Origin of the sequence: Peribacillus sp. YIM B13482, from assembly GCF_042787975.1 — a bacterium.
In the GTDB taxonomy this organism is placed as follows: Bacteria; Bacillota; Bacilli; order Bacillales; family DSM-1321; genus Peribacillus; species Peribacillus simplex_A.
In genome coordinates, this window is the sequence record NZ_JBHZPF010000013.1 from 34,320 (window position 1) to 50,829 (window position 16,510).

The 16,510-nt window shown below is 40.0% G+C and carries 20 protein-coding genes and 2 other annotated features (1 of these 22 running past the window's edge); of the genes, 14 read left to right on the top strand and 6 right to left on the bottom strand.

The features are described 5' to 3' along the window. Window positions 1-214 (top strand) — a binding site (T-box leader) (it extends 17 nt beyond the left edge of the window). 35 nt (window positions 215-249) lie between these two features. After that, window positions 250-487: a binding site (T-box leader), on the top strand. Between the two features lie 115 nt (window positions 488-602). The 7 genes from trpE to trpA are packed head-to-tail and all read left to right on the top strand — an operon-like array spanning window position 603 to window position 7,031. Further along, window positions 603-1,997, top strand: coding sequence for an anthranilate synthase component I (gene trpE, locus ACFX4L_RS09020; RefSeq protein WP_284471338.1), 1,395 nt, complete (start codon window positions 603-605; stop codon window positions 1,995-1,997). Next, window positions 1,994-2,599: an anthranilate synthase component II gene (locus ACFX4L_RS09025; RefSeq protein WP_061462275.1), complete on the top strand. Its 606-nt coding sequence runs from the start codon at window positions 1,994-1,996 to the stop codon at window positions 2,597-2,599. Before trpE ends, ACFX4L_RS09025 begins: the two co-directional genes overlap by 4 nt. A 22-nt stretch (window positions 2,600-2,621) precedes the next feature. Next, window positions 2,622-3,644: an anthranilate phosphoribosyltransferase gene (gene trpD / locus ACFX4L_RS09030; RefSeq protein ID WP_061462276.1), complete on the top strand. Its 1,023-nt coding sequence runs from the start codon at window positions 2,622-2,624 to the stop codon at window positions 3,642-3,644. Beyond that, complete coding sequence (gene trpC / locus ACFX4L_RS09035; RefSeq protein ID WP_061462277.1) at window positions 3,645-4,424, top strand: indole-3-glycerol phosphate synthase TrpC; 780 nt, start codon at window positions 3,645-3,647, stop codon at window positions 4,422-4,424. A gap of 10 nt (window positions 4,425-4,434) precedes the next feature. Further along, window positions 4,435-5,049 (top strand): phosphoribosylanthranilate isomerase, encoded by a 615-nt coding sequence (locus ACFX4L_RS09040; RefSeq protein WP_377382663.1) that lies wholly within the window; start codon window positions 4,435-4,437, stop codon window positions 5,047-5,049. A gap of 4 nt (window positions 5,050-5,053) precedes the next feature. Continuing rightward, window positions 5,054-6,259: a tryptophan synthase subunit beta gene (gene trpB / locus ACFX4L_RS09045; protein ID WP_377404830.1), complete on the top strand. Its 1,206-nt coding sequence runs from the start codon at window positions 5,054-5,056 to the stop codon at window positions 6,257-6,259. Then, window positions 6,252-7,031 (top strand): tryptophan synthase subunit alpha, encoded by a 780-nt coding sequence (gene trpA / locus ACFX4L_RS09050; RefSeq protein WP_377404833.1) that lies wholly within the window; start codon window positions 6,252-6,254, stop codon window positions 7,029-7,031. Before trpB ends, trpA begins: the two co-directional genes overlap by 8 nt. Window positions 7,032-7,113: 82 nt before the next feature. Here the strand turns inward: trpA and ACFX4L_RS09055 are convergent, their stop codons facing one another. After that, the gene (locus tag ACFX4L_RS09055) at window positions 7,114-7,734 is read right to left on the bottom strand and encodes a YktB family protein (RefSeq protein WP_377382666.1); all 621 of its coding nucleotides are present in this window, start codon (window positions 7,732-7,734) and stop codon (window positions 7,114-7,116) included. Between the two features lie 199 nt (window positions 7,735-7,933). On the opposite strand from ACFX4L_RS09055, the gene ACFX4L_RS09060 reads away from it, so the two are divergent. Together ACFX4L_RS09060 and ACFX4L_RS09065 are read left to right on the top strand one after the other, a co-directional pair. Next, window positions 7,934-8,131, top strand: coding sequence for a hypothetical protein (locus ACFX4L_RS09060; protein WP_034314018.1), 198 nt, complete (start codon window positions 7,934-7,936; stop codon window positions 8,129-8,131). 416 nt (window positions 8,132-8,547) lie between these two features. Then, window positions 8,548-9,351, top strand: a complete 804-nt coding sequence (locus ACFX4L_RS09065) for an inositol monophosphatase family protein (protein WP_089362386.1) — start codon at window positions 8,548-8,550, stop codon at window positions 9,349-9,351. A 129-nt stretch (window positions 9,352-9,480) separates the two neighbouring features. Here ACFX4L_RS09065 and ACFX4L_RS09070 read toward each other — a convergent pair whose 3' ends face one another. Further along, the gene (locus ACFX4L_RS09070; protein ID WP_061462283.1) at window positions 9,481-9,663 is read right to left on the bottom strand and encodes a YlaF family protein; all 183 of its coding nucleotides are present in this window, start codon (window positions 9,661-9,663) and stop codon (window positions 9,481-9,483) included. 124 nt (window positions 9,664-9,787) lie between these two features. Here ACFX4L_RS09070 and typA point away from each other — a divergent pair, with 124 nt between their 5' ends. From typA to ACFX4L_RS09085, 3 genes are read left to right on the top strand one after another with little or no spacing between them, the layout of a single operon-like run. Next, window positions 9,788-11,635, top strand: a complete 1,848-nt coding sequence (typA, locus tag ACFX4L_RS09075; protein WP_061462284.1) for a translational GTPase TypA — start codon at window positions 9,788-9,790, stop codon at window positions 11,633-11,635. A gap of 22 nt (window positions 11,636-11,657) precedes the next feature. After that, window positions 11,658-11,966, top strand: coding sequence for a YlaH-like family protein (locus tag ACFX4L_RS09080; protein ID WP_053345193.1), 309 nt, complete (start codon window positions 11,658-11,660; stop codon window positions 11,964-11,966). Between the two features lie 4 nt (window positions 11,967-11,970). After that, window positions 11,971-12,255 carry a hypothetical protein gene (locus tag ACFX4L_RS09085; protein WP_125162533.1) on the top strand — a complete coding sequence of 95 codons (285 nt, stop codon included), beginning with the start codon at window positions 11,971-11,973 and terminating at the stop codon, window positions 12,253-12,255. A 38-nt stretch (window positions 12,256-12,293) separates the two neighbouring features. Here ACFX4L_RS09085 and ACFX4L_RS09090 read toward each other — a convergent pair whose 3' ends face one another. From ACFX4L_RS09090 to ACFX4L_RS09100, 3 genes are all read right to left on the bottom strand, one after another. Beyond that, window positions 12,294-12,725, bottom strand: a complete 432-nt coding sequence (locus ACFX4L_RS09090) for a hypothetical protein (RefSeq protein WP_284471333.1) — start codon at window positions 12,723-12,725, stop codon at window positions 12,294-12,296. Continuing rightward, complete coding sequence (locus tag ACFX4L_RS09095; RefSeq protein ID WP_061462287.1) at window positions 12,709-12,909, bottom strand: YlaI family protein; 201 nt, start codon at window positions 12,907-12,909, stop codon at window positions 12,709-12,711. The genes ACFX4L_RS09090 and ACFX4L_RS09095 overlap by 17 nt, the downstream gene beginning before the upstream one ends. A 131-nt stretch (window positions 12,910-13,040) precedes the next feature. Then, the gene (locus tag ACFX4L_RS09100) at window positions 13,041-13,637 is read right to left on the bottom strand and encodes a YhcN/YlaJ family sporulation lipoprotein (protein ID WP_284471332.1); all 597 of its coding nucleotides are present in this window, start codon (window positions 13,635-13,637) and stop codon (window positions 13,041-13,043) included. Window positions 13,638-13,903: 266 nt separating this feature from the next. Between ACFX4L_RS09100 and ACFX4L_RS09105 the strand changes: the two genes are divergently transcribed. Then, on the top strand, window positions 13,904-15,235 hold the full coding sequence (locus tag ACFX4L_RS09105) for a PhoH family protein (RefSeq protein ID WP_061462288.1): 1,332 nt from the start codon (window positions 13,904-13,906) through the stop codon (window positions 15,233-15,235). A 66-nt stretch (window positions 15,236-15,301) separates the two neighbouring features. On the opposite strand, the gene ACFX4L_RS09110 is transcribed toward ACFX4L_RS09105, so the two are convergent. After that, on the bottom strand, window positions 15,302-15,805 hold the full coding sequence (locus ACFX4L_RS09110; RefSeq protein ID WP_284471331.1) for a peptidyl-prolyl cis-trans isomerase: 504 nt from the start codon (window positions 15,803-15,805) through the stop codon (window positions 15,302-15,304). Window positions 15,806-16,026: 221 nt separating this feature from the next. Between ACFX4L_RS09110 and ACFX4L_RS09115 the strand changes: the two genes are divergently transcribed. After that, the gene (locus ACFX4L_RS09115; protein WP_034313996.1) at window positions 16,027-16,308 is read left to right on the top strand and encodes an Fpa/YlaN family protein; all 282 of its coding nucleotides are present in this window, start codon (window positions 16,027-16,029) and stop codon (window positions 16,306-16,308) included. Window positions 16,309-16,510 lie beyond the last annotated feature (202 nt).

Consider the following 16,510-nt stretch of genomic DNA (forward strand, 5'->3'; position numbering starts at 1 on the left):
GAAGAGTACCTTAATGCTGTTCTGCAGAGAGCCAGTGGTTGCTGAAAACTGGTGAACGAATTTAAGCGAATGGACTTCCGAGCCCCAAACCGAAACGGATGGACGGAGTAGGCTTTGGCGATTATCTCATCGTTATTGGAGATAGGCATGTTAATGCCGTAAAGTGAGCTAATTTAGCTAATTAAGGTGGTACCACGGGTTCCTCGTCCTTTGGATGAGGGCCCTTTTTGCGTTTTTATGAAAATGATAATTAAATCTATGAATAAGAGTAGTAATCTTTTTAGATGCGTTACAGAGAGCCGGAATAGGTGGAAACCGGTACGATATAAGAAGATGAATGGACTTATGAGTGGTTTCTTGAAATAAGTAGGGAAACTCGGCTGCCACCGTTAAAGGGTATTGGCAAGAAATTTTGATTTCTTGCTTAAGAGGGAAAAATGATGAGTTTTTCCAACTTGAGGTGGCACCGCGGTATACCGTCCTCTGCAGACACATATTTGTGTTTGCAGGGGATTTTTTTATGGATTTTCAATATACCTTGGAGAACAAAAGGGTTTCATCGGCAGTTTACATGATCGTTTAAGAATCAGGAGGGAATTGGGATGAACAATTTGGATGAAAAAAAAATACTTCGCTTTAAAATGGAAACAATTGAAGGGGATATTCATACACCCATCGCAATATTTCAAAAATTAGATGATGAACAGAAATTTTTATTGGAAAGTTCAAATTCGCATCATGACAACGGCCGCTACTCTTATCTAGGTTCAAACCCATACCTGGAGGTGACTTCACTTGCTGATCAAGTAATTGTGAAAGACCCTGAAACAGGTGACGAATTCGTAAAGAGCATCAATATCATCGAGTTTCTAAAAAGTGAATTGTTAGTGGAGATAGGAGAGGCCCCCGTACATCTTCCTCCATTTAATGGAGGCGCGATCGGATATATGGGTTATGATATCATTCGCCTATATGAAAATATTGGCCCGGTGCCTCCTGATTCTCTGCAGATGCCTGATGCACATTTTCTTTTTTTTAAAGAACTGTATATATTCGACCATGTCCTGCAGAAGATTCATCTGTTGACCGCGGAAGAAGATGGTGAAAAAAGTTTATTGGGGATGAAGGAAAAAATCAATCAGGCAAGCAAACCGTCAAAAGAAATATCGTCGGAATATTTGGAATTCAAGTCGAATTTCAGTCAGGATGAATTCGAGAAAATGGTCCTTGAAATTAAAGCGGCGATTGTGGCTGGTGAGGTGTTCCAAGTTGTTTTATCACAACGATTTAAGGCGGACTTCGATGGGGAGCCTTTCGATGCCTACCGTCGTCTGCGATTAGCTAACCCATCTCCTTATATGTTTTATATTGAATTTGGTGAATATACCATTATAGGGTCGTCTCCAGAAAGTTTGATCAATGTTTCATCAGGAATGGTTCATGTTAATCCCATTGCTGGTACACGGCCGAGAGGGAAAACGGATGAAGAAGATAAAGGCTTCGAAAAAAGCCTGCTGATGGATGAAAAGGAACTTGCCGAGCATAAGATGCTTGTTGATTTGGGTAGGAATGATCTTGGCAGGGTTTGCGAAATCGGTTCAATTCACCTTACCGAGGAAATGGAAATTCAAAGATATCAGCATGTCATGCATATTGCTTCAAAGGTTAGCGGAAAGCTTAGGGAAGGGTTCACGAGTTTAGATGCGCTGACGGTCTGCCTCCCTGCTGGGACAGTTTCGGGTGCTCCTAAAATCAGGGCAATGGAGCTGATTAATGAACTGGAAAATTGTAAACGCGGGATGTATTCGGGATCGATAGGATTCATAGGTTTTGGAGGGGATCTTGATATGGCTTTAGCCATTCGGACGATGATCATAAAAGATGGCAAGGCATATGTACAGGCAGGAGCAGGTATTGTATATGATTCAGATCCAAAAACGGAATATGAAGAAACACAAAATAAAGCACGCGCTCTTATGGAGGTTCACACAAAATGATTTTATTAATTGATAACTATGACTCTTTTACTTACAACTTATACCAATATTTAGGAGAAGTAGAAAATGAAATCTTAGTAAAAAGGAATGACGAAATCACTCTTGCTGAAATTGAGGAATTGAATCCAATGGCAATCGTCATTTCTCCGGGACCTGGCCGGCCGGAAGATGCCGGTATCAGTATGGAGATCATCCGTAATTTTTATGAAAAGGTCCCGCTTTTAGGCATATGTTTGGGGCATCAAGCCATTGGTGCGGTTTTTGGTGCGAATGTGGTTGGGGCAAAACATATCATGCACGGGAAAACATCGGTTATCAAGCATGAGGGAACAGGGGTATTTGCCAAACAGGACTTAGAATTCCCGGTAATGCGATATCATTCCCTCGTAGTTGAAAGGGCGAGTTTGCCAAAGGAACTGACTGTGACGGCAGTAGCATTGGATGATGGGGAAATCATGGCTCTAAAACATCAAGATTACCCGCTATACGGTTTACAATTCCACCCTGAATCAATAGGGACGAAAATCGGCAAGGAATTATTACATCAATTTTATAAGATTGCCGGAACCTTCCAATCAGGGAAGGAAAAATCCGTTTTATAAAAAACGACTGGGGGAGTTAGCGGTGAAGGAGTATTTAGCGAAGTTAGCAGAGCGTCAAACATTGACGGAAGAAGAGATGAGCAGAGCAGCCCAAGCGTTATTTTCTAAAGATATCACCGAAAGCGAAATTTCAGCTTTCATCATAGCCCTAAAATCCAAAGGGGAAACGGCAGGTGAAATAGCAAGCCTTGTCCGAGTCATGAGAAAAGAAGCAAGAAGTGTGCAAACAAGCTCCCTTAATGTAATGGATAATTGCGGGACGGGAGGAGATGGATCACAAAGCTTCAATATAAGTACCGCATCGGCTTTTGTACTGGCAGGGGCAGGTGTCAAGGTTGCCAAACATGGAAACCGGAGCATTTCAAGTAAAACGGGCAGTGCGGATGTATTGGAAGAGCTAGGTGTTAATTTGTACTTGGAGCCTTACATGTTAAAAGAACTGTTGGAGGAAAATGGGATCACATTCCTATTTGCACCATCCGTCCACCCTAATATTGCACGAATCATGAAAGTCAGAAAAGAATTGAAAATCCCGACAATATTTAATCTTATCGGACCTTTGACAAACCCAGTCCAACTTGACACTCAATTATTGGGAATTAATCGACGCGATATGCTCGAGCTATTTGCGGAAGTCCTGCATAAATTAGGCAGGACACGTGCGGTCGTGATCAATGGTGCCGGTTTTATGGATGAAGCAAGCCTCCAGGGTGAAAATTCACTTGTGCTGTTGGAACAAGGGGACATTATCCCATTTACGCTGCATCCTGAAGAAGTGGATCTGCCGGTTTACGGAAATGATGCCATCCGTGGCGGTGACGCCAAACAAAATGCCGATATTATGCTCCGCCTTCTTAAAGGGGAAAAAGGGGCATATCGTGATACCGTTTTATTGAATGCTGGATTGGGATTATACGCACATGGTACGGCAGCAACGATCAAAAAAGGAATCTCCATGGCCAAAGAAAGCATTGATAGCGGATCGGCTCTTGAAAAGTTAGAAAATATAATTGCTTATGGCAAAAGAAATAAGGTGGTCATGTAAATGGAAAATATTTTAACGAAAATCATCGAACAGAAAAAGGTCGAAGTAGCAAAATTAAAAAAAGAAATGGATTTAGATGATTCGGTCATGATCAACATAGTCAGACCATCTCTGGTAGAAAATTTGAAAATGGCAAAATCAATGGCGGTTATCGCTGAAATAAAACGGGCGTCCCCTTCAAAAGGGGACATTAAAATCAATGTAAATCCAATCGAGCAGGCTCTTTCATATGAAAGGGGAGGAGCGGCAGCGATATCCGTATTGACGGATGAGGTTTTCTTTAAAGGATCCATTGCCGATTTGAGAAACGTAAGCGAAGCCATACGGATTCCCAGGTTGTGCAAAGATTTCATCATCGATGAAATCCAAATCGATCGTGCCTATCAAAGTGGTGCAACCATCATTCTATTAATTGTCGCAGCACTTTCTAAAGGACGCCTTCATGAATTATATCAATATGCAAAAAATAAAGGGCTTGAAGTATTAACAGAAGTCCATGATGAAGCCGAACTGGAACGAGCGCTCGAACTAAACGCAGAGCTCATAGGGATCAACAATCGGAATCTAAAGACCTTCAAAGTGGATTTGGCTGTAACGGAACGACTGGCGAATTTACTTGATCCAAAAAGCCACATCATTATCAGTGAAAGTGGAATCAAGACAAAAGAAGACGTAATGCGTGTGAAGGAAGCTGGGGCAAAAGGGATTTTAGTCGGGGAGACGCTTATGACTTCATCAAATCTTCCACATACGATGGCAGAACTGCAAATGAGTATATAAGGAGATTAATATGTTAGTGAAAATCTGTGGGATTAAGACATTGGCAGCTGCTCAGACTGCTGTTAAATCCGGGGCAGACTTTATTGGATTCATTTTTGCCGAGAGTAGCAGGAAAGTCGAGCCAGATTTAGTGGGTGAATTCGGAGCTAATCTACCTGGACATGTGAAAAAAGTCGGAGTGTTTGCCAATCAAACTGAACAAGAAGTGATAAAAAGTGCTGAAATTGCAGGGTTGGATTATATTCAGCTTCATGGCAACGAGTCTGCCAGTTTCGCCCGCAGAATGCCCCTACCGGTGATAAAGGCCTTTGCAATCGAATCAGAGCAAGACCTTGAAAACCTTCATGAGTACCCAGCGGATTTTATTTTAGTGGATCTACCTAAAGGTTCATCTGGTAAGGGGCTGACTTTGGACTGGGAAATGATCCGAAAAGCGGATCTGCCACGGGGAAAGGTGATTCTAGCGGGTGGGCTGACTCCTGGAAATGTCGGAAAAGCGATCAGTGCCGTTTCACCATTCGCAGTTGACGTAGCTAGTGGTGTTGAAACAAACGGATTAAAAGATGCTGTAAAAATAAAAGCATTTATAAATGAGGCGAAATATACAGCCGGAAAAGAGGAATGAATAGATGAGTACTTATACACAGCCTGATAAAACTGGACATTTTGGAGCGTATGGAGGCCGTTTCGTTCCGGAAACTTTAATGTCGGCGATTATGGAGCTTGAAGATGCATATGAACAATCTAAAAAGGATCCGGAATTCCAAAAACAGCTAAGCTATTACCTGAAACAATATATTGGTCGTGAAACACCACTTTATTTTGCGGAGAACTTAACGAAACTAGCGGGTGGTGCAGATATTTATCTGAAGCGTGAGGACTTGAATCATACCGGAGCCCACAAAATTAATAATACGATCGGTCAGGCTTTGCTGACTCAGAAAATGGGCAAGAAAAAGGTGATTGCCGAAACGGGTGCAGGTCAGCATGGCGTTGCAACTGCGACTGTGTGTGCTTTGCTGAAGTTGGAATGCATCATTTTTATGGGAGAAGAAGATATCAGGAGACAGAAATTGAATGTGTTCAGGATGGAGCTTTTGGGAGCCAAGGTCATATCTGTATCACAAGGAAGCGGGACACTGAAGGATGCAGTGAATGAGGCGTTACGTTATTGGGTTGCGAACGTGGATGACACCCATTATATAATGGGATCAGTACTTGGACCGCATCCATTCCCCGTTATTGTACGAGATTTTCAAAGTGTGATAGGGAATGAAACAAAGCGTCAGTATTCGGAGACTGTTCATTCCCTTCCGGATGCAGTAGTCGCTTGCATAGGTGGAGGCAGTAATGCCATGGGGATGTTCTATCCCTTCATTGAGGATGAAACGGTAAAATTATATGGAGTGGAAGCGGCAGGTCATGGACTGGAAACACCATTACATGCTTCAAGTTTGACGAAGGGGAAACCTGGGGTGCTCCACGGGGCATTCATGTATGTATTGCAGAACGAGGACGGTCAGGTCCAGGAGGCACATTCAATTTCAGCAGGGTTGGATTATCCGGGGGTAGGGCCTGAACATAGTTATTTAAAGGATACCAATCGGGTGGTGTATACTTCCGTAACCGATGATGAAGCATTGGAAGCTCTAGTGATGCTTTCAAGGGAAGAAGGGATCATCCCTGCTTTGGAAAGTTCACATGCCATTTCCTATGGTTTAAAACTTGCTAAACAAATGGAGAAAGGAACAGGACTGGTGATTTGCCTGTCTGGCCGTGGTGATAAGGATGTAGAAACAGTCCAATCATTAATAGGGGGTAGTGAACATGAATAAATTGACAAAAGCGCTTGAAGAATGTCAAATAAAGCAGGAAAAAGCATTCATTCCTTATATTATGGCAGGTGATGGCGGTCTTGAACGCTTAAGGAGCCAGCTTCTTTTCCTTGAAAGCAACGGGGCGACAGCTGTTGAACTAGGAATACCATTCTCTGACCCTGTCGCAGATGGACCGGTTATCCAACAGGCTGGCATCCGTTCTTTGAATAATGGAACAACGTTAAAAGATGTCCTGAAAAAAGTTATGGAAATCAAAGATGATGTGAACATTCCAATTATTTTAATGGGTTATTCGAATTCAATCCTGGCATATGGACTTAAAGAGTTTACGGAAGATTGTCTTCAAGCAGGAATTTCCGGGTGCATCATCCCCGATTTACCGATTGAAGAAGAAGCCATCTTTTCATCAATCAAAACTGCAGGGATCGTTCTTATTCGACTTGTGACACTCACGTCTTCGAAAGAACGTATCACCGAGATTACCGCAGGGGCTGAGGGTTTTATCTACGCAGTTACAGTCAAAGGCATTACAGGCACCCGTGAAGCCTTCGGGGAAGAAGTTGGAGGCTATTTAAAGAAGGTAAAAGAGCTAAGTCCCGTTCCCGTTCTTGCTGGGTTCGGCATATCGACGCCAGATCATGTCCGTGATGCAATGCAATACTGCGATGGTGTCATTGTAGGCAGCAGGATCATCGAATGCTTTGAAACAGGTAAAGAAGATCAAATTAGTGACTTGATACAAGCTAGCAAAGGGTTAGTGCGTAAATAAGGAAAGGAGGGCCTTCAGGGCTCTCCTTTTTTCTTAATCAGTTTAATTCCGATAATTCAATCTGAATACTGCTCAAAGGTGTTTAATTTAATTTATATAAGGGTAAAAGATGTTCAAACGCATCTTGAATGGTTTGAATGAAATCATTATCATTTAACTTAATCGCGTCATCACGGGAAATTCTTATGCCGCATAGGATTTCGGCTTTCTTTACAGTTTGCAGGCGAGTGAACATTGAATTTAAATCATCGACTCCAAGACCATCGTGAGGAATGACATCAGGTTTTGTATGGTCCATTGACCAAACATAATGGGTGGGAATGCTATTCACTAACCGGTCCGCCTGCTGCTCAAGATGCTTTCCGATTTCAATTTTATTAGGTGCTTCATAAATGACGGCGTACCAAATGAACATATGTGTCTCCCACAACCCAATTTGGAAATGCGGCATCATTTTATAACCTCTGTTGTTGGCAGCGAAAGCAACCCATGTATCATTAGGAGGATTCACTTTCCGTCTGGCATGCTTTGCGACGTGAGGGTACATTTCTTCGCCCGTCAAAACTGACAGTTGTTGTGAAAATTGCTCTCCAAGAGCTTGTAGTTTAGGCTGGATATGTTCTTTTAAAGCATCCATTCGGGGTTCCAAACCATCAATTTTAAAAACATTAAAATCATCAGCTGTAAAACTAGCTATATTCATAATCATCTCTCCTACCGTAATATCTGCACATATTGTAGCATAAGTAAAAGTGAAATTTAAAAAATATGATTTGGATGGGCACTTCAAAATTCCTTATAGGTTAAAGCACAAATTAGTTGCTATTTGTGGTAGGAAGTCATATGATAAAATAAAATAAATTCAGAAGATTAAGTTAATTGATGAAGGGAGAATGTTAATTATGAAACAAGTCATGAACCAAGCATTAAAAGCTAAAGAAGTTGAAAGACATAGAGCTGCAGTGTTAAGAATGGAAATGGACTATGAATTAGCAACCCTTTTTGAAGCAATTGGTGAAGAGAATGACCAAAAGAGGTCACAATGTAAGCAAAGGCTTGAACGCATCCGGTTGGAACTGTTGAAACTGAAAGCCTTGTAAATGATTGGCTGCATAGATCTTGAAGGAGAATGAGTGAAAGAAATGAATCAATTTCAATACAAGGAATTTTATTATAGATGAACGGACACTTATTTTATTTAAAAAATAATGTGTCCGTTTTTCATTAAATGTCCAATATATATAAGGCCGCGTATTTTTAATCAAGCATCATTGGGGCGGCTCCATTTAATAAGGAAGGGAACCGGTAGAGTTATTTGAAAGTATTTGTACTGGCTTATTCATGATTGGGAAATCGTAATGGATGGGTGAGGAAGATAACCATCATTCCTCATTTTTGTTTTAATAATGGAAAATTTAAGATGTTAAAAACTTGAAGACAAGCTCTATTTGCTTTAATCTTTAGTAGAGGATCATTTTAATGTAGTTTCTGATCATAAAAGGACGGGGATATTATAATGGTATCGATTAGTGAAATGGATACATATGCTAAGTTATGGATGAAAGAAGCGGGTACGAGGCTAAGGGCGTCCTTTAAAACCAAGTTGAATATTGAAATGAAAACGAATCCCAATGATTTAGTTACAAATATGGATAAAGCGATAGAAAAATTTTTTTGTGAAAAGATTAGCGAAGTCTTTCCTGAACACCGGATTTTTGGTGAAGAGGGAATGGGTAATGATATTAAAGACCTAAAAGGAACTGTATGGATTATTGATCCGATTGATGGAACTTTGAATTTCATTCATCAACAGCGGAATTTTGCAATTTCTCTTGGGGTTTATGAGGATGGCATCGGAAAAATTGGTATGGTTTATGATGTGGTTACCGATGAATTATATCATGCGATTAAGGGGCAGGGAGCATTCATGAATGATCAAAGGCTTCCATCCCTTGAAGAGGCATCAGTAAGCAAAGCCATCGTTTCCATTAATGCAAGCTGGGTAACGGAAAACCGTAGGATTGATCCGAGCCTTCTTGCACCACTTGTTCGGGATGCAAGAGGGACCCGTTCCTATGGCTCGGCAGCATTGGAGCTTGCATTCGTGGCAGCTGGAAGGATCGATGCATACATAACCATGAGACTCATGCCCTGGGACTTTGCCGGGGGAGTTATCCTGGTTGAGGAAGTGGGCGGGGAAGTTAGTAATATTAAGGGTGACAAATTGGATTTTTTAGAAGGTGACTCACTTTTCGTTTCTAAACCAAGGCTGCATAAAGAAGTATTCGATAAATACTTATCAGGTACTTCCGGCAATTAGTGCCATGGCCAAAGTTAATGGTAAGCCGAAAAGGTTATGGTTTTTCCAGGTTCCGGCAAGTATGGGGTGAAAAACTAAATTTCAAATAATTAACAAAAAAAACTCGCTGTCCGACAGCGAGTTTTAATATTATAACTTTCCTGCTTCGCGTAATTTCTTCTTTTGAGTGAAACCGAACCCCATAACTCCGCAAAGTATAACGATTGCAGCTAATATTCCAAGCAAGCTTTTTTCAGCAATGAAGATGCCAATGGAGCCAATGCTGGATGCTGCCAATACCGCTAATATTAAGAAATTCCATTTAATATTCATTAATATCACCCCTAATATATCTATTGTACATAATTTCTGTATTTGTTTCTAGTATGTTTGTGATATAATATGTAAGTTAATACTAGTGATACGTTAAACACAAACTTTTTTAGGAGTGAATTTTTTGAAATTAAGAGAAAATATTCGTAATATAGCCATCATTGCCCACGTTGACCATGGTAAAACGACATTAGTGGATCAGTTGCTTAAGCAATCTGGTACTTTCCGTGAAAATGAACATGTGGAAGAACGTGCGATGGATTCTAATGCTATTGAAAAAGAACGCGGAATTACGATTCTTGCGAAAAATACAGCAGTTCAATACCAAGATACAAGAATCAATATTTTGGATACACCTGGTCATGCCGACTTTGGTGGTGAAGTAGAACGGATCATGAAAATGGTTGATGGTGTTTTACTTGTTGTTGATGCATATGAAGGATGTATGCCGCAAACTCGTTTCGTGTTGAAAAAAGCATTGGAACAAAAGATCACGCCAATCGTTGTCGTGAATAAAATTGATAAAGACTCTGCCCGTCCAAACGAAGTTGTAGATGAAGTAATTGACTTATTCATCGAACTTGGAGCTGAAGAAGAACAATTAGAATTCCCTGTTGTCTTTACTTCAGGTATTGCTGGTACAGCAAGCTTGGATTCAGATCCTGCCAAACAAGAAAAAGACATGACCCCATTATTCGAAACAATCGTCGAAACGATTCCTGCACCAATTGATAACACTGATGAACCACTTCAATTCCAAGTGGCTTTACTTGATTACAATGATTATGTAGGACGTATTGGTGTTGGCCGTGTATTCCGTGGGAAAATGCATGTAGGTCAACAAGTTTCATTAATGAAACTTGATGGATCGGTTAAGCAATTCCGTGTAACGAAAATCTTTGGTTATATTGGCTTGAAAAAAGTTGAAATCCAAGAAGCTGTTGCCGGTGATTTAATTGCTGTTTCTGGTATGGAAGATATTAACGTTGGGGAAACAGTTTGTCCTATTGAACATCCTGATGCCCTTCCAATTCTACGTATCGATGAGCCAACATTACAAATGACTTTCCTTGTAAACAACAGCCCATTCGCAGGCCGTGAAGGTAAATTTGTAACAGCTCGTAAAATTGAAGAGCGTTTGAAAAGCCAATTGCAAACTGATGTTAGCTTAAGAGTTGAAAATACAGATTCTCCAGATGTCTGGATTGTTTCAGGTCGTGGAGAGCTTCACCTTTCTATCTTAATTGAAAACATGAGACGTGAAGGTTATGAACTGCAAGTTTCTAAACCTGAAGTTATCGTTCGTTTGATTGATGGAGTGCGTTGTGAGCCAGTTGAACGTGTTCAAATCGATGTTCCTGAAGAGCACACTGGTTCCATCATGGAATCCATGGGAGCACGTAAAGGTGAATTGTTGGATATGATTAATAGCGGAAGCGGTCAAGTTCGTTTACTATTCACGATCCCAGCTCGCGGACTTATTGGTTATTCTACTGAGTTCTTAACAATCACACGTGGTTATGGTATCATGAACCACTCATTTGACAGCTACCAACCAATGGCCCAAGGTCAAGTCGGCGGAAGACGTCAAGGTGTACTTGTTTCAATGGAATCTGGAAAAACTACACAATATGGTACGATGCAAGTAGAAGACCGCGGCGTCATTTTCATTGAGCCAGGTACTGATATTTATGAAGGTATGATTGTCGGGGAACATAACCGTGATAGCGATTTGACTGTTAATATCGTAAAAGCGAAACAAATGACAAATATGCGTTCAGCTAATAAAGACCAAACTTCTTCAATGAAGAAACCAAGAATTTTGTCTCTTGAAGAAGCTCTAGAGTATTTGAACGACGATGAGTACTGTGAAGTAACTCCGGAGTCAATCCGTCTTCGTAAAAAAATTCTTGATAAAAACGAACGTGAAAGAGCAGCTAAAAGAAAAAAAGTTGCTGTTGAAGAAAAATAAATAGCAAGAGGAGGAGAAAAGATTGGATATCCAAGAGCGATTATCATTTTTTGCAGCATTGTACAGAGTGGATGAAAATCCTGAAGCAGGAATGTGGTATCTATATTTGACGATCTTTGGATTATGCATCCTTGTCTATCAGTTAGGTTTTGCCAAAAAGTTACCTTTGCTAAAAAATGTGATCATTTATGCGGTAATGGCACTTGGATGTACCCTTCTTTCTTTCTTTGCGGTGTTTCTTCCTATGGGGGAAGCATTAGTCATCGCTTCACTTGTTCTTGGGATTTATAGAATCCGTCTTCATAATTCGAGAAAAGAAGAACAGGCTTAAGACGATGAAATCATTACAGGATGCTTTATACAATTGGTTGACAATCAAAGTTGTCTGTGATGCAAGGCCTGATGATACAGCTGCCCGCGATACAGAAATGTTTTTCATGCAGATGTTGAAAGCCGATCATCAGGTAATCATCGATTCAGTTTCAAAAACGGAACCTTTTTATTTCGTCGAGTATCTATTGGGAGACGAAATGAAAAAGCAGCGTTTTCCGATCGAATTGATTGATATCATGCTAGACCAAATTCAGCTTGAGCCAGAAAAGTATAAAAATATCGAGTGATGATAAAAAGAACCGTGCGATTTCCCGCACGGTTCTTTTTATATTGCTTTAGGGAGGAATAGTCCATAAAAAAGATGTAAGAGTGACCACAAAAAGAAGGCTGTCAAATCAGAAGGAAGGACAACTTCTGTTATGGACAGCGCCGATAATGGAAAGTAAAGCATGATGGCAGGAATAATCGTGAGAAAAGCAAGTGTGTATTTGTTCCATTCCCTGAAAAATTTCAAGGGATGAAGGATATAAACGTAACTAAACGTAATTGCCAGTGAGAATAGAAGATGGAAAAAGTACAATGATGCCTCACTCCAGGGAACAGCTCCGATTACAGGAAGGAAATCCACATTCAATAACAGTTTATAGACTTGTTTACCAGAAAACATTTCAACCAACTTCATTGCAAATCCAAGCATGATTCCATTTATGAGACCAATCAGGGAAACTTTATAAAATGTTTTACCATTCATCTTCATTTTTGATTGTCCGGTAAAGACGGAAGTTCCCAGTTGCAATCCGTTCGTTCGTACGCTTTTCTATGCGTTGATTGCATGCATTGCACATATAGGTATGTATAGGACGGTTACGAAGTTTCTTTGCTTCTGGGCTATCGTCAGGTATAGATTCGATTTGATCGCATATTACACATTTAACCTTCATATAATTTGAACCCCACTTCAATTTGAATATGCTTTTAAGTATACCAATAATTTTATGGTAAAACGAGGATAAAGTGAAACTACATTTTATCGTAGACAAAAACCCGAAGATTCACTTCGGGTTGGGAAAATTCATTCTTTATAGTGATTGGATTGATCATCTTGCTCTTTATCAAGTTTTTTCCTTTCCGAATTATCAAGTTTATTTTTTTCCTTATCGATGGCCTTTGAAGGCGTTGGGGTTAAAATATCACCAGGAACCTCAGGAATGACTCGACTTGTGATATCAGCCAATTCATTTAGTATCCCTGTTACCGGTTTACCGTCTTTAATATCTTTGGCTACCTCCCTGATCCGTTCATTTAAATCCGGGTCCGCAACGATGATGGCATTTGCACCGTTAGGATCGTGTTTTAAAGTTTCTCCAACTGAATACTTAATCGTTCCTACCTGTGAACGCTCAATATCTTGGTCAATATCTATTCCGACAATGGCATATTTGCCAAGTACGACTGCCGTGGCATCGTTCACCTCCGGAATGGATTTAGCCAAACCTGTGAGTCTCTGTGCTGTTTCCTGACCTGTAGTTCTGTCTGTTTCCTGGATGGTCGAGTTATTGACTTTTGTTATATTATTTTTAGCATTATTTTCAGACGCTCCATTTTTATTATTCATTGAGCAACCTGTCATCAGCAGAAAAGCAGCGAGTGACAATATGATTTTTTGCAATGTACAACCTCCTTAATGTTTATCATTAGTTACAGCCTGTCCACACCGGCTAAGTCTGATGCATGTAAGTATAAAATGAAGCGAAGCAGGATGTAATCCATGTTGAGTAAAGCATTCTTTGCTGGAAGTTTTCTTTATAGTCTGTAAATGTTCTTCTATCTTTATGCAAAGGAACATATATTTTATCAACAGTCTCGTCCGCTACATAACTGCTTAGTGTAGTAAATGGTAAGGCATATCCTAAAGAGCAGGCAGGAGGCGTCATATTGGGGAAAAAAATCTATGTTTTAGATACGAATGTCCTGTTGCAGGATCCATATTCGATTTATTCATTCGGAGATAATGAAGTTGTCATTCCAGCAGTCGTACTAGAAGAATTGGATTCGAAGAAAAGGTATATGGATGAAATCGGAAGGAATGCCAGGCAAGTATCGAAATTGATCGACAGCTTCCGTGAAAAAGGGAAGCTTCATCAAAGCATTCCGCTTCATAATGGGGGCAGCCTAAGAATTGAACTCAATCACCGTTCATTTCATAAGCTTCAGGAAATTTTCGTGGAGAAAACGAATGATAACAGAATATTGGCTGTCGCAAAAAATTTATCTTTGGAAGAAGAGACAAAGGAAAATGGGAAAACGGTCATTTTGGTTAGCAAAGATACTCTCGTCAGGGTAAAAGCCGATGCAATCGGACTCGAGGCAGAGGACTTTTTAAATGATCGTGTCGTAGAAATGGATCATATATACGGTGGCCATAAAGAAGTATTTGTATCAATTGATAATCTGAATAAGTTTTATGAGAAAAGTTTTTTGGCACTTGAAGAACTTACAAAAGATTCCTATTATCCAAATCAATTCCTTTTGATGAAGGACACGCTGGGCAGTTCAGCTTCTGCGATTGGGATTGTGGATGAGAATTGCAGGTTGGTTAAGAAATTGATGTATGAAGGGGAACATATTTGGGGAATTAAACCGAGAAACGTCCAGCAGACGATGGCCCTCGATTTGCTGCTTCGTTCGGATATTCAACTTGTGACGCTTATTGGTAAGGCAGGGACAGGTAAGACTTTATTGGCATTGGCAACAGGATTAATGCAAACTGAAGATTTGTCACAATATAAGAAACTTCTGGTCGCCAGGCCAATTGTGCCGGTTGGTAAGGATATTGGTTATCTGCCAGGGGAAAAAGAAGAAAAGTTAAGACCGTGGATGCAGCCTATTTTTGATAATCTTCAATTTTTGTTCAATACGAAAAAACCAGGGGAATTGGATGCCATTTTAGCTGGCATGAGTTCGATTGAAGTGGAAGCCCTGACATATATCAGGGGAAGGAGCATCCCAGATCAGTTCATCATCATCGATGAAGCCCAGAATTTAACAAAACATGAGGTTAAGACCATATTGACGAGAGTCGGGGAGCGGAGCAAAATTGTATTAATGGGAGATCCTGAGCAAATAGATCATCCTTATTTAGATGAATATAATAATGGGTTGACCTATGTGGTTGAAAAATTCAAGACCGAGCGTATTGCAGGCCATGTTAAATTGATAAAAGGGGAAAGATCGGGATTGGCCCAACTCGCTGCAACACTTTTATAATACAATCGGCAAGGGAGTCCCCCTTGCCGATTGCCTTAAAGTTTTGTGATCATTATGGGCTAAGTCTTATTTAACAGTGAAAGACCGTACATTTTTTATCGGATCATTGATGTTGGAAGCATCTCCGAAATAAATTTCCAAAGGACCACCCTCGGATACTTTAAGCGGCTTTCCATTCTTTGAAAAGCCAAGGAAAAATTCAAGTGCAACTTCCAACGGGAATGTAAGTTCCTTATCATCGGTCGTAACGATGACTTCAGTTACCCCATTTTCAAGTTCCGCATTTTTTAAAAAAGGTTCAAACGGAATGCCGAAGGTCCCTTCCAGCAATCTTTGCTTCTCGAATTTTCGTTCCGTTTTTAATGTGGGTGGCATTGTTGCGCCTTCCTGTATTTCTTTTTGCCAGTGTTTGGAGGCGGCAATCGTATATTCTTCTAATTCATTGACTTGGACTCTTTCAGCGTGGAAATATGTATCAATTTCAACTTTACGATCATCAAAAATCCACACTCCAGGATCTAGCGTAATTGGATATTTCACTTTTCCATTAATAAATACGATGGGTTCCAAATATCTCATTCCTTTCTGTTGCTCTTTAATAATTATAATCAATTATAATTGAAATGTCACATCTGCACGATGGTGAACAATTTCTATATCTGGCTATTTTCAGCTGAGGGGTGTGTGTGCTATCTCGATGGTAAATTGTTTGTCAATGTCCTTGCTTTTTCATAAAACTAAAGGTAGAATTTAAGGATAAGATTTAATCGCTCTGAGCGGGGGGATTTAACATGGCATCTGATATGCTTGTCAATCATCGAGAAAAAGCTTATGCTTTATTAAAAGCAGATGCTGACAAGATTCTAAAACTGATAAAAGTTCAAATGGAAAATCTCACTATGCCTCAATGTCCTTTATATGAAGAGGTACTTGATACACAAATGTTCGGCCTATCACGAGAAATTGATTTTGCCGTACGCTTAGGCTTGGTAGAGGAAACCGAGGGCAAATCTCTTTTGGAAACCCTTGAACAGGAATTGTCAGTTTTGCATGAAGCATCATTAAAAAAATAATAAATAAAACATACTAACTCAAACAAATCTCGATGATTGTTTGAGTTTTTTATTTATGTACATCTATTAGTCGAAAGTGTTATACTATATTAAATAATGTCATACTAATTAAATGTGCATATGTTGTTTAATGGGGCTTTTTTATTTTTTGTTTTTTGAATTTTCAATGTACGGTTTAATCCCATCGACTCTTTCAATCTAG

What these genes read in the sequence shown, in the direction of transcription:
- trpE (WP_284471338.1), top strand. Translation starts at nt 603, where the DNA reads ATGAACAATTTGGATGAAAAAAAAATACTTCGCTTTAAAATGGAAACA.
- ACFX4L_RS09025 (WP_061462275.1), top strand. Translation starts at nt 1,994, where the DNA reads ATGATTTTATTAATTGATAACTATGACTCTTTTACTTACAACTTATAC.
- trpC (WP_061462277.1), top strand. Translation starts at nt 3,645, where the DNA reads ATGGAAAATATTTTAACGAAAATCATCGAACAGAAAAAGGTCGAAGTA.
- ACFX4L_RS09040 (WP_377382663.1), top strand. Translation starts at nt 4,435, where the DNA reads ATGTTAGTGAAAATCTGTGGGATTAAGACATTGGCAGCTGCTCAGACT.
- trpB (WP_377404830.1), top strand. Translation starts at nt 5,054, where the DNA reads ATGAGTACTTATACACAGCCTGATAAAACTGGACATTTTGGAGCGTAT.
- trpA (WP_377404833.1), top strand. Translation starts at nt 6,252, where the DNA reads ATGAATAAATTGACAAAAGCGCTTGAAGAATGTCAAATAAAGCAGGAA.
- ACFX4L_RS09055 (WP_377382666.1), bottom strand. Translation starts at nt 7,734, where the DNA reads ATGAATATAGCTAGTTTTACAGCTGATGATTTTAATGTTTTTAAAATT.
- ACFX4L_RS09060 (WP_034314018.1), top strand. Translation starts at nt 7,934, where the DNA reads ATGAAACAAGTCATGAACCAAGCATTAAAAGCTAAAGAAGTTGAAAGA.
- ACFX4L_RS09065 (WP_089362386.1), top strand. Translation starts at nt 8,548, where the DNA reads ATGGTATCGATTAGTGAAATGGATACATATGCTAAGTTATGGATGAAA.
- ACFX4L_RS09070 (WP_061462283.1), bottom strand. Translation starts at nt 9,663, where the DNA reads ATGAATATTAAATGGAATTTCTTAATATTAGCGGTATTGGCAGCATCC.
- ACFX4L_RS09085 (WP_125162533.1), top strand. Translation starts at nt 11,971, where the DNA reads ATGAAATCATTACAGGATGCTTTATACAATTGGTTGACAATCAAAGTT.
- ACFX4L_RS09090 (WP_284471333.1), bottom strand. Translation starts at nt 12,725, where the DNA reads ATGAAGATGAATGGTAAAACATTTTATAAAGTTTCCCTGATTGGTCTC.
- ACFX4L_RS09095 (WP_061462287.1), bottom strand. Translation starts at nt 12,909, where the DNA reads ATGAAGGTTAAATGTGTAATATGCGATCAAATCGAATCTATACCTGAC.
- ACFX4L_RS09115 (WP_034313996.1), top strand. Translation starts at nt 16,027, where the DNA reads ATGGCATCTGATATGCTTGTCAATCATCGAGAAAAAGCTTATGCTTTA.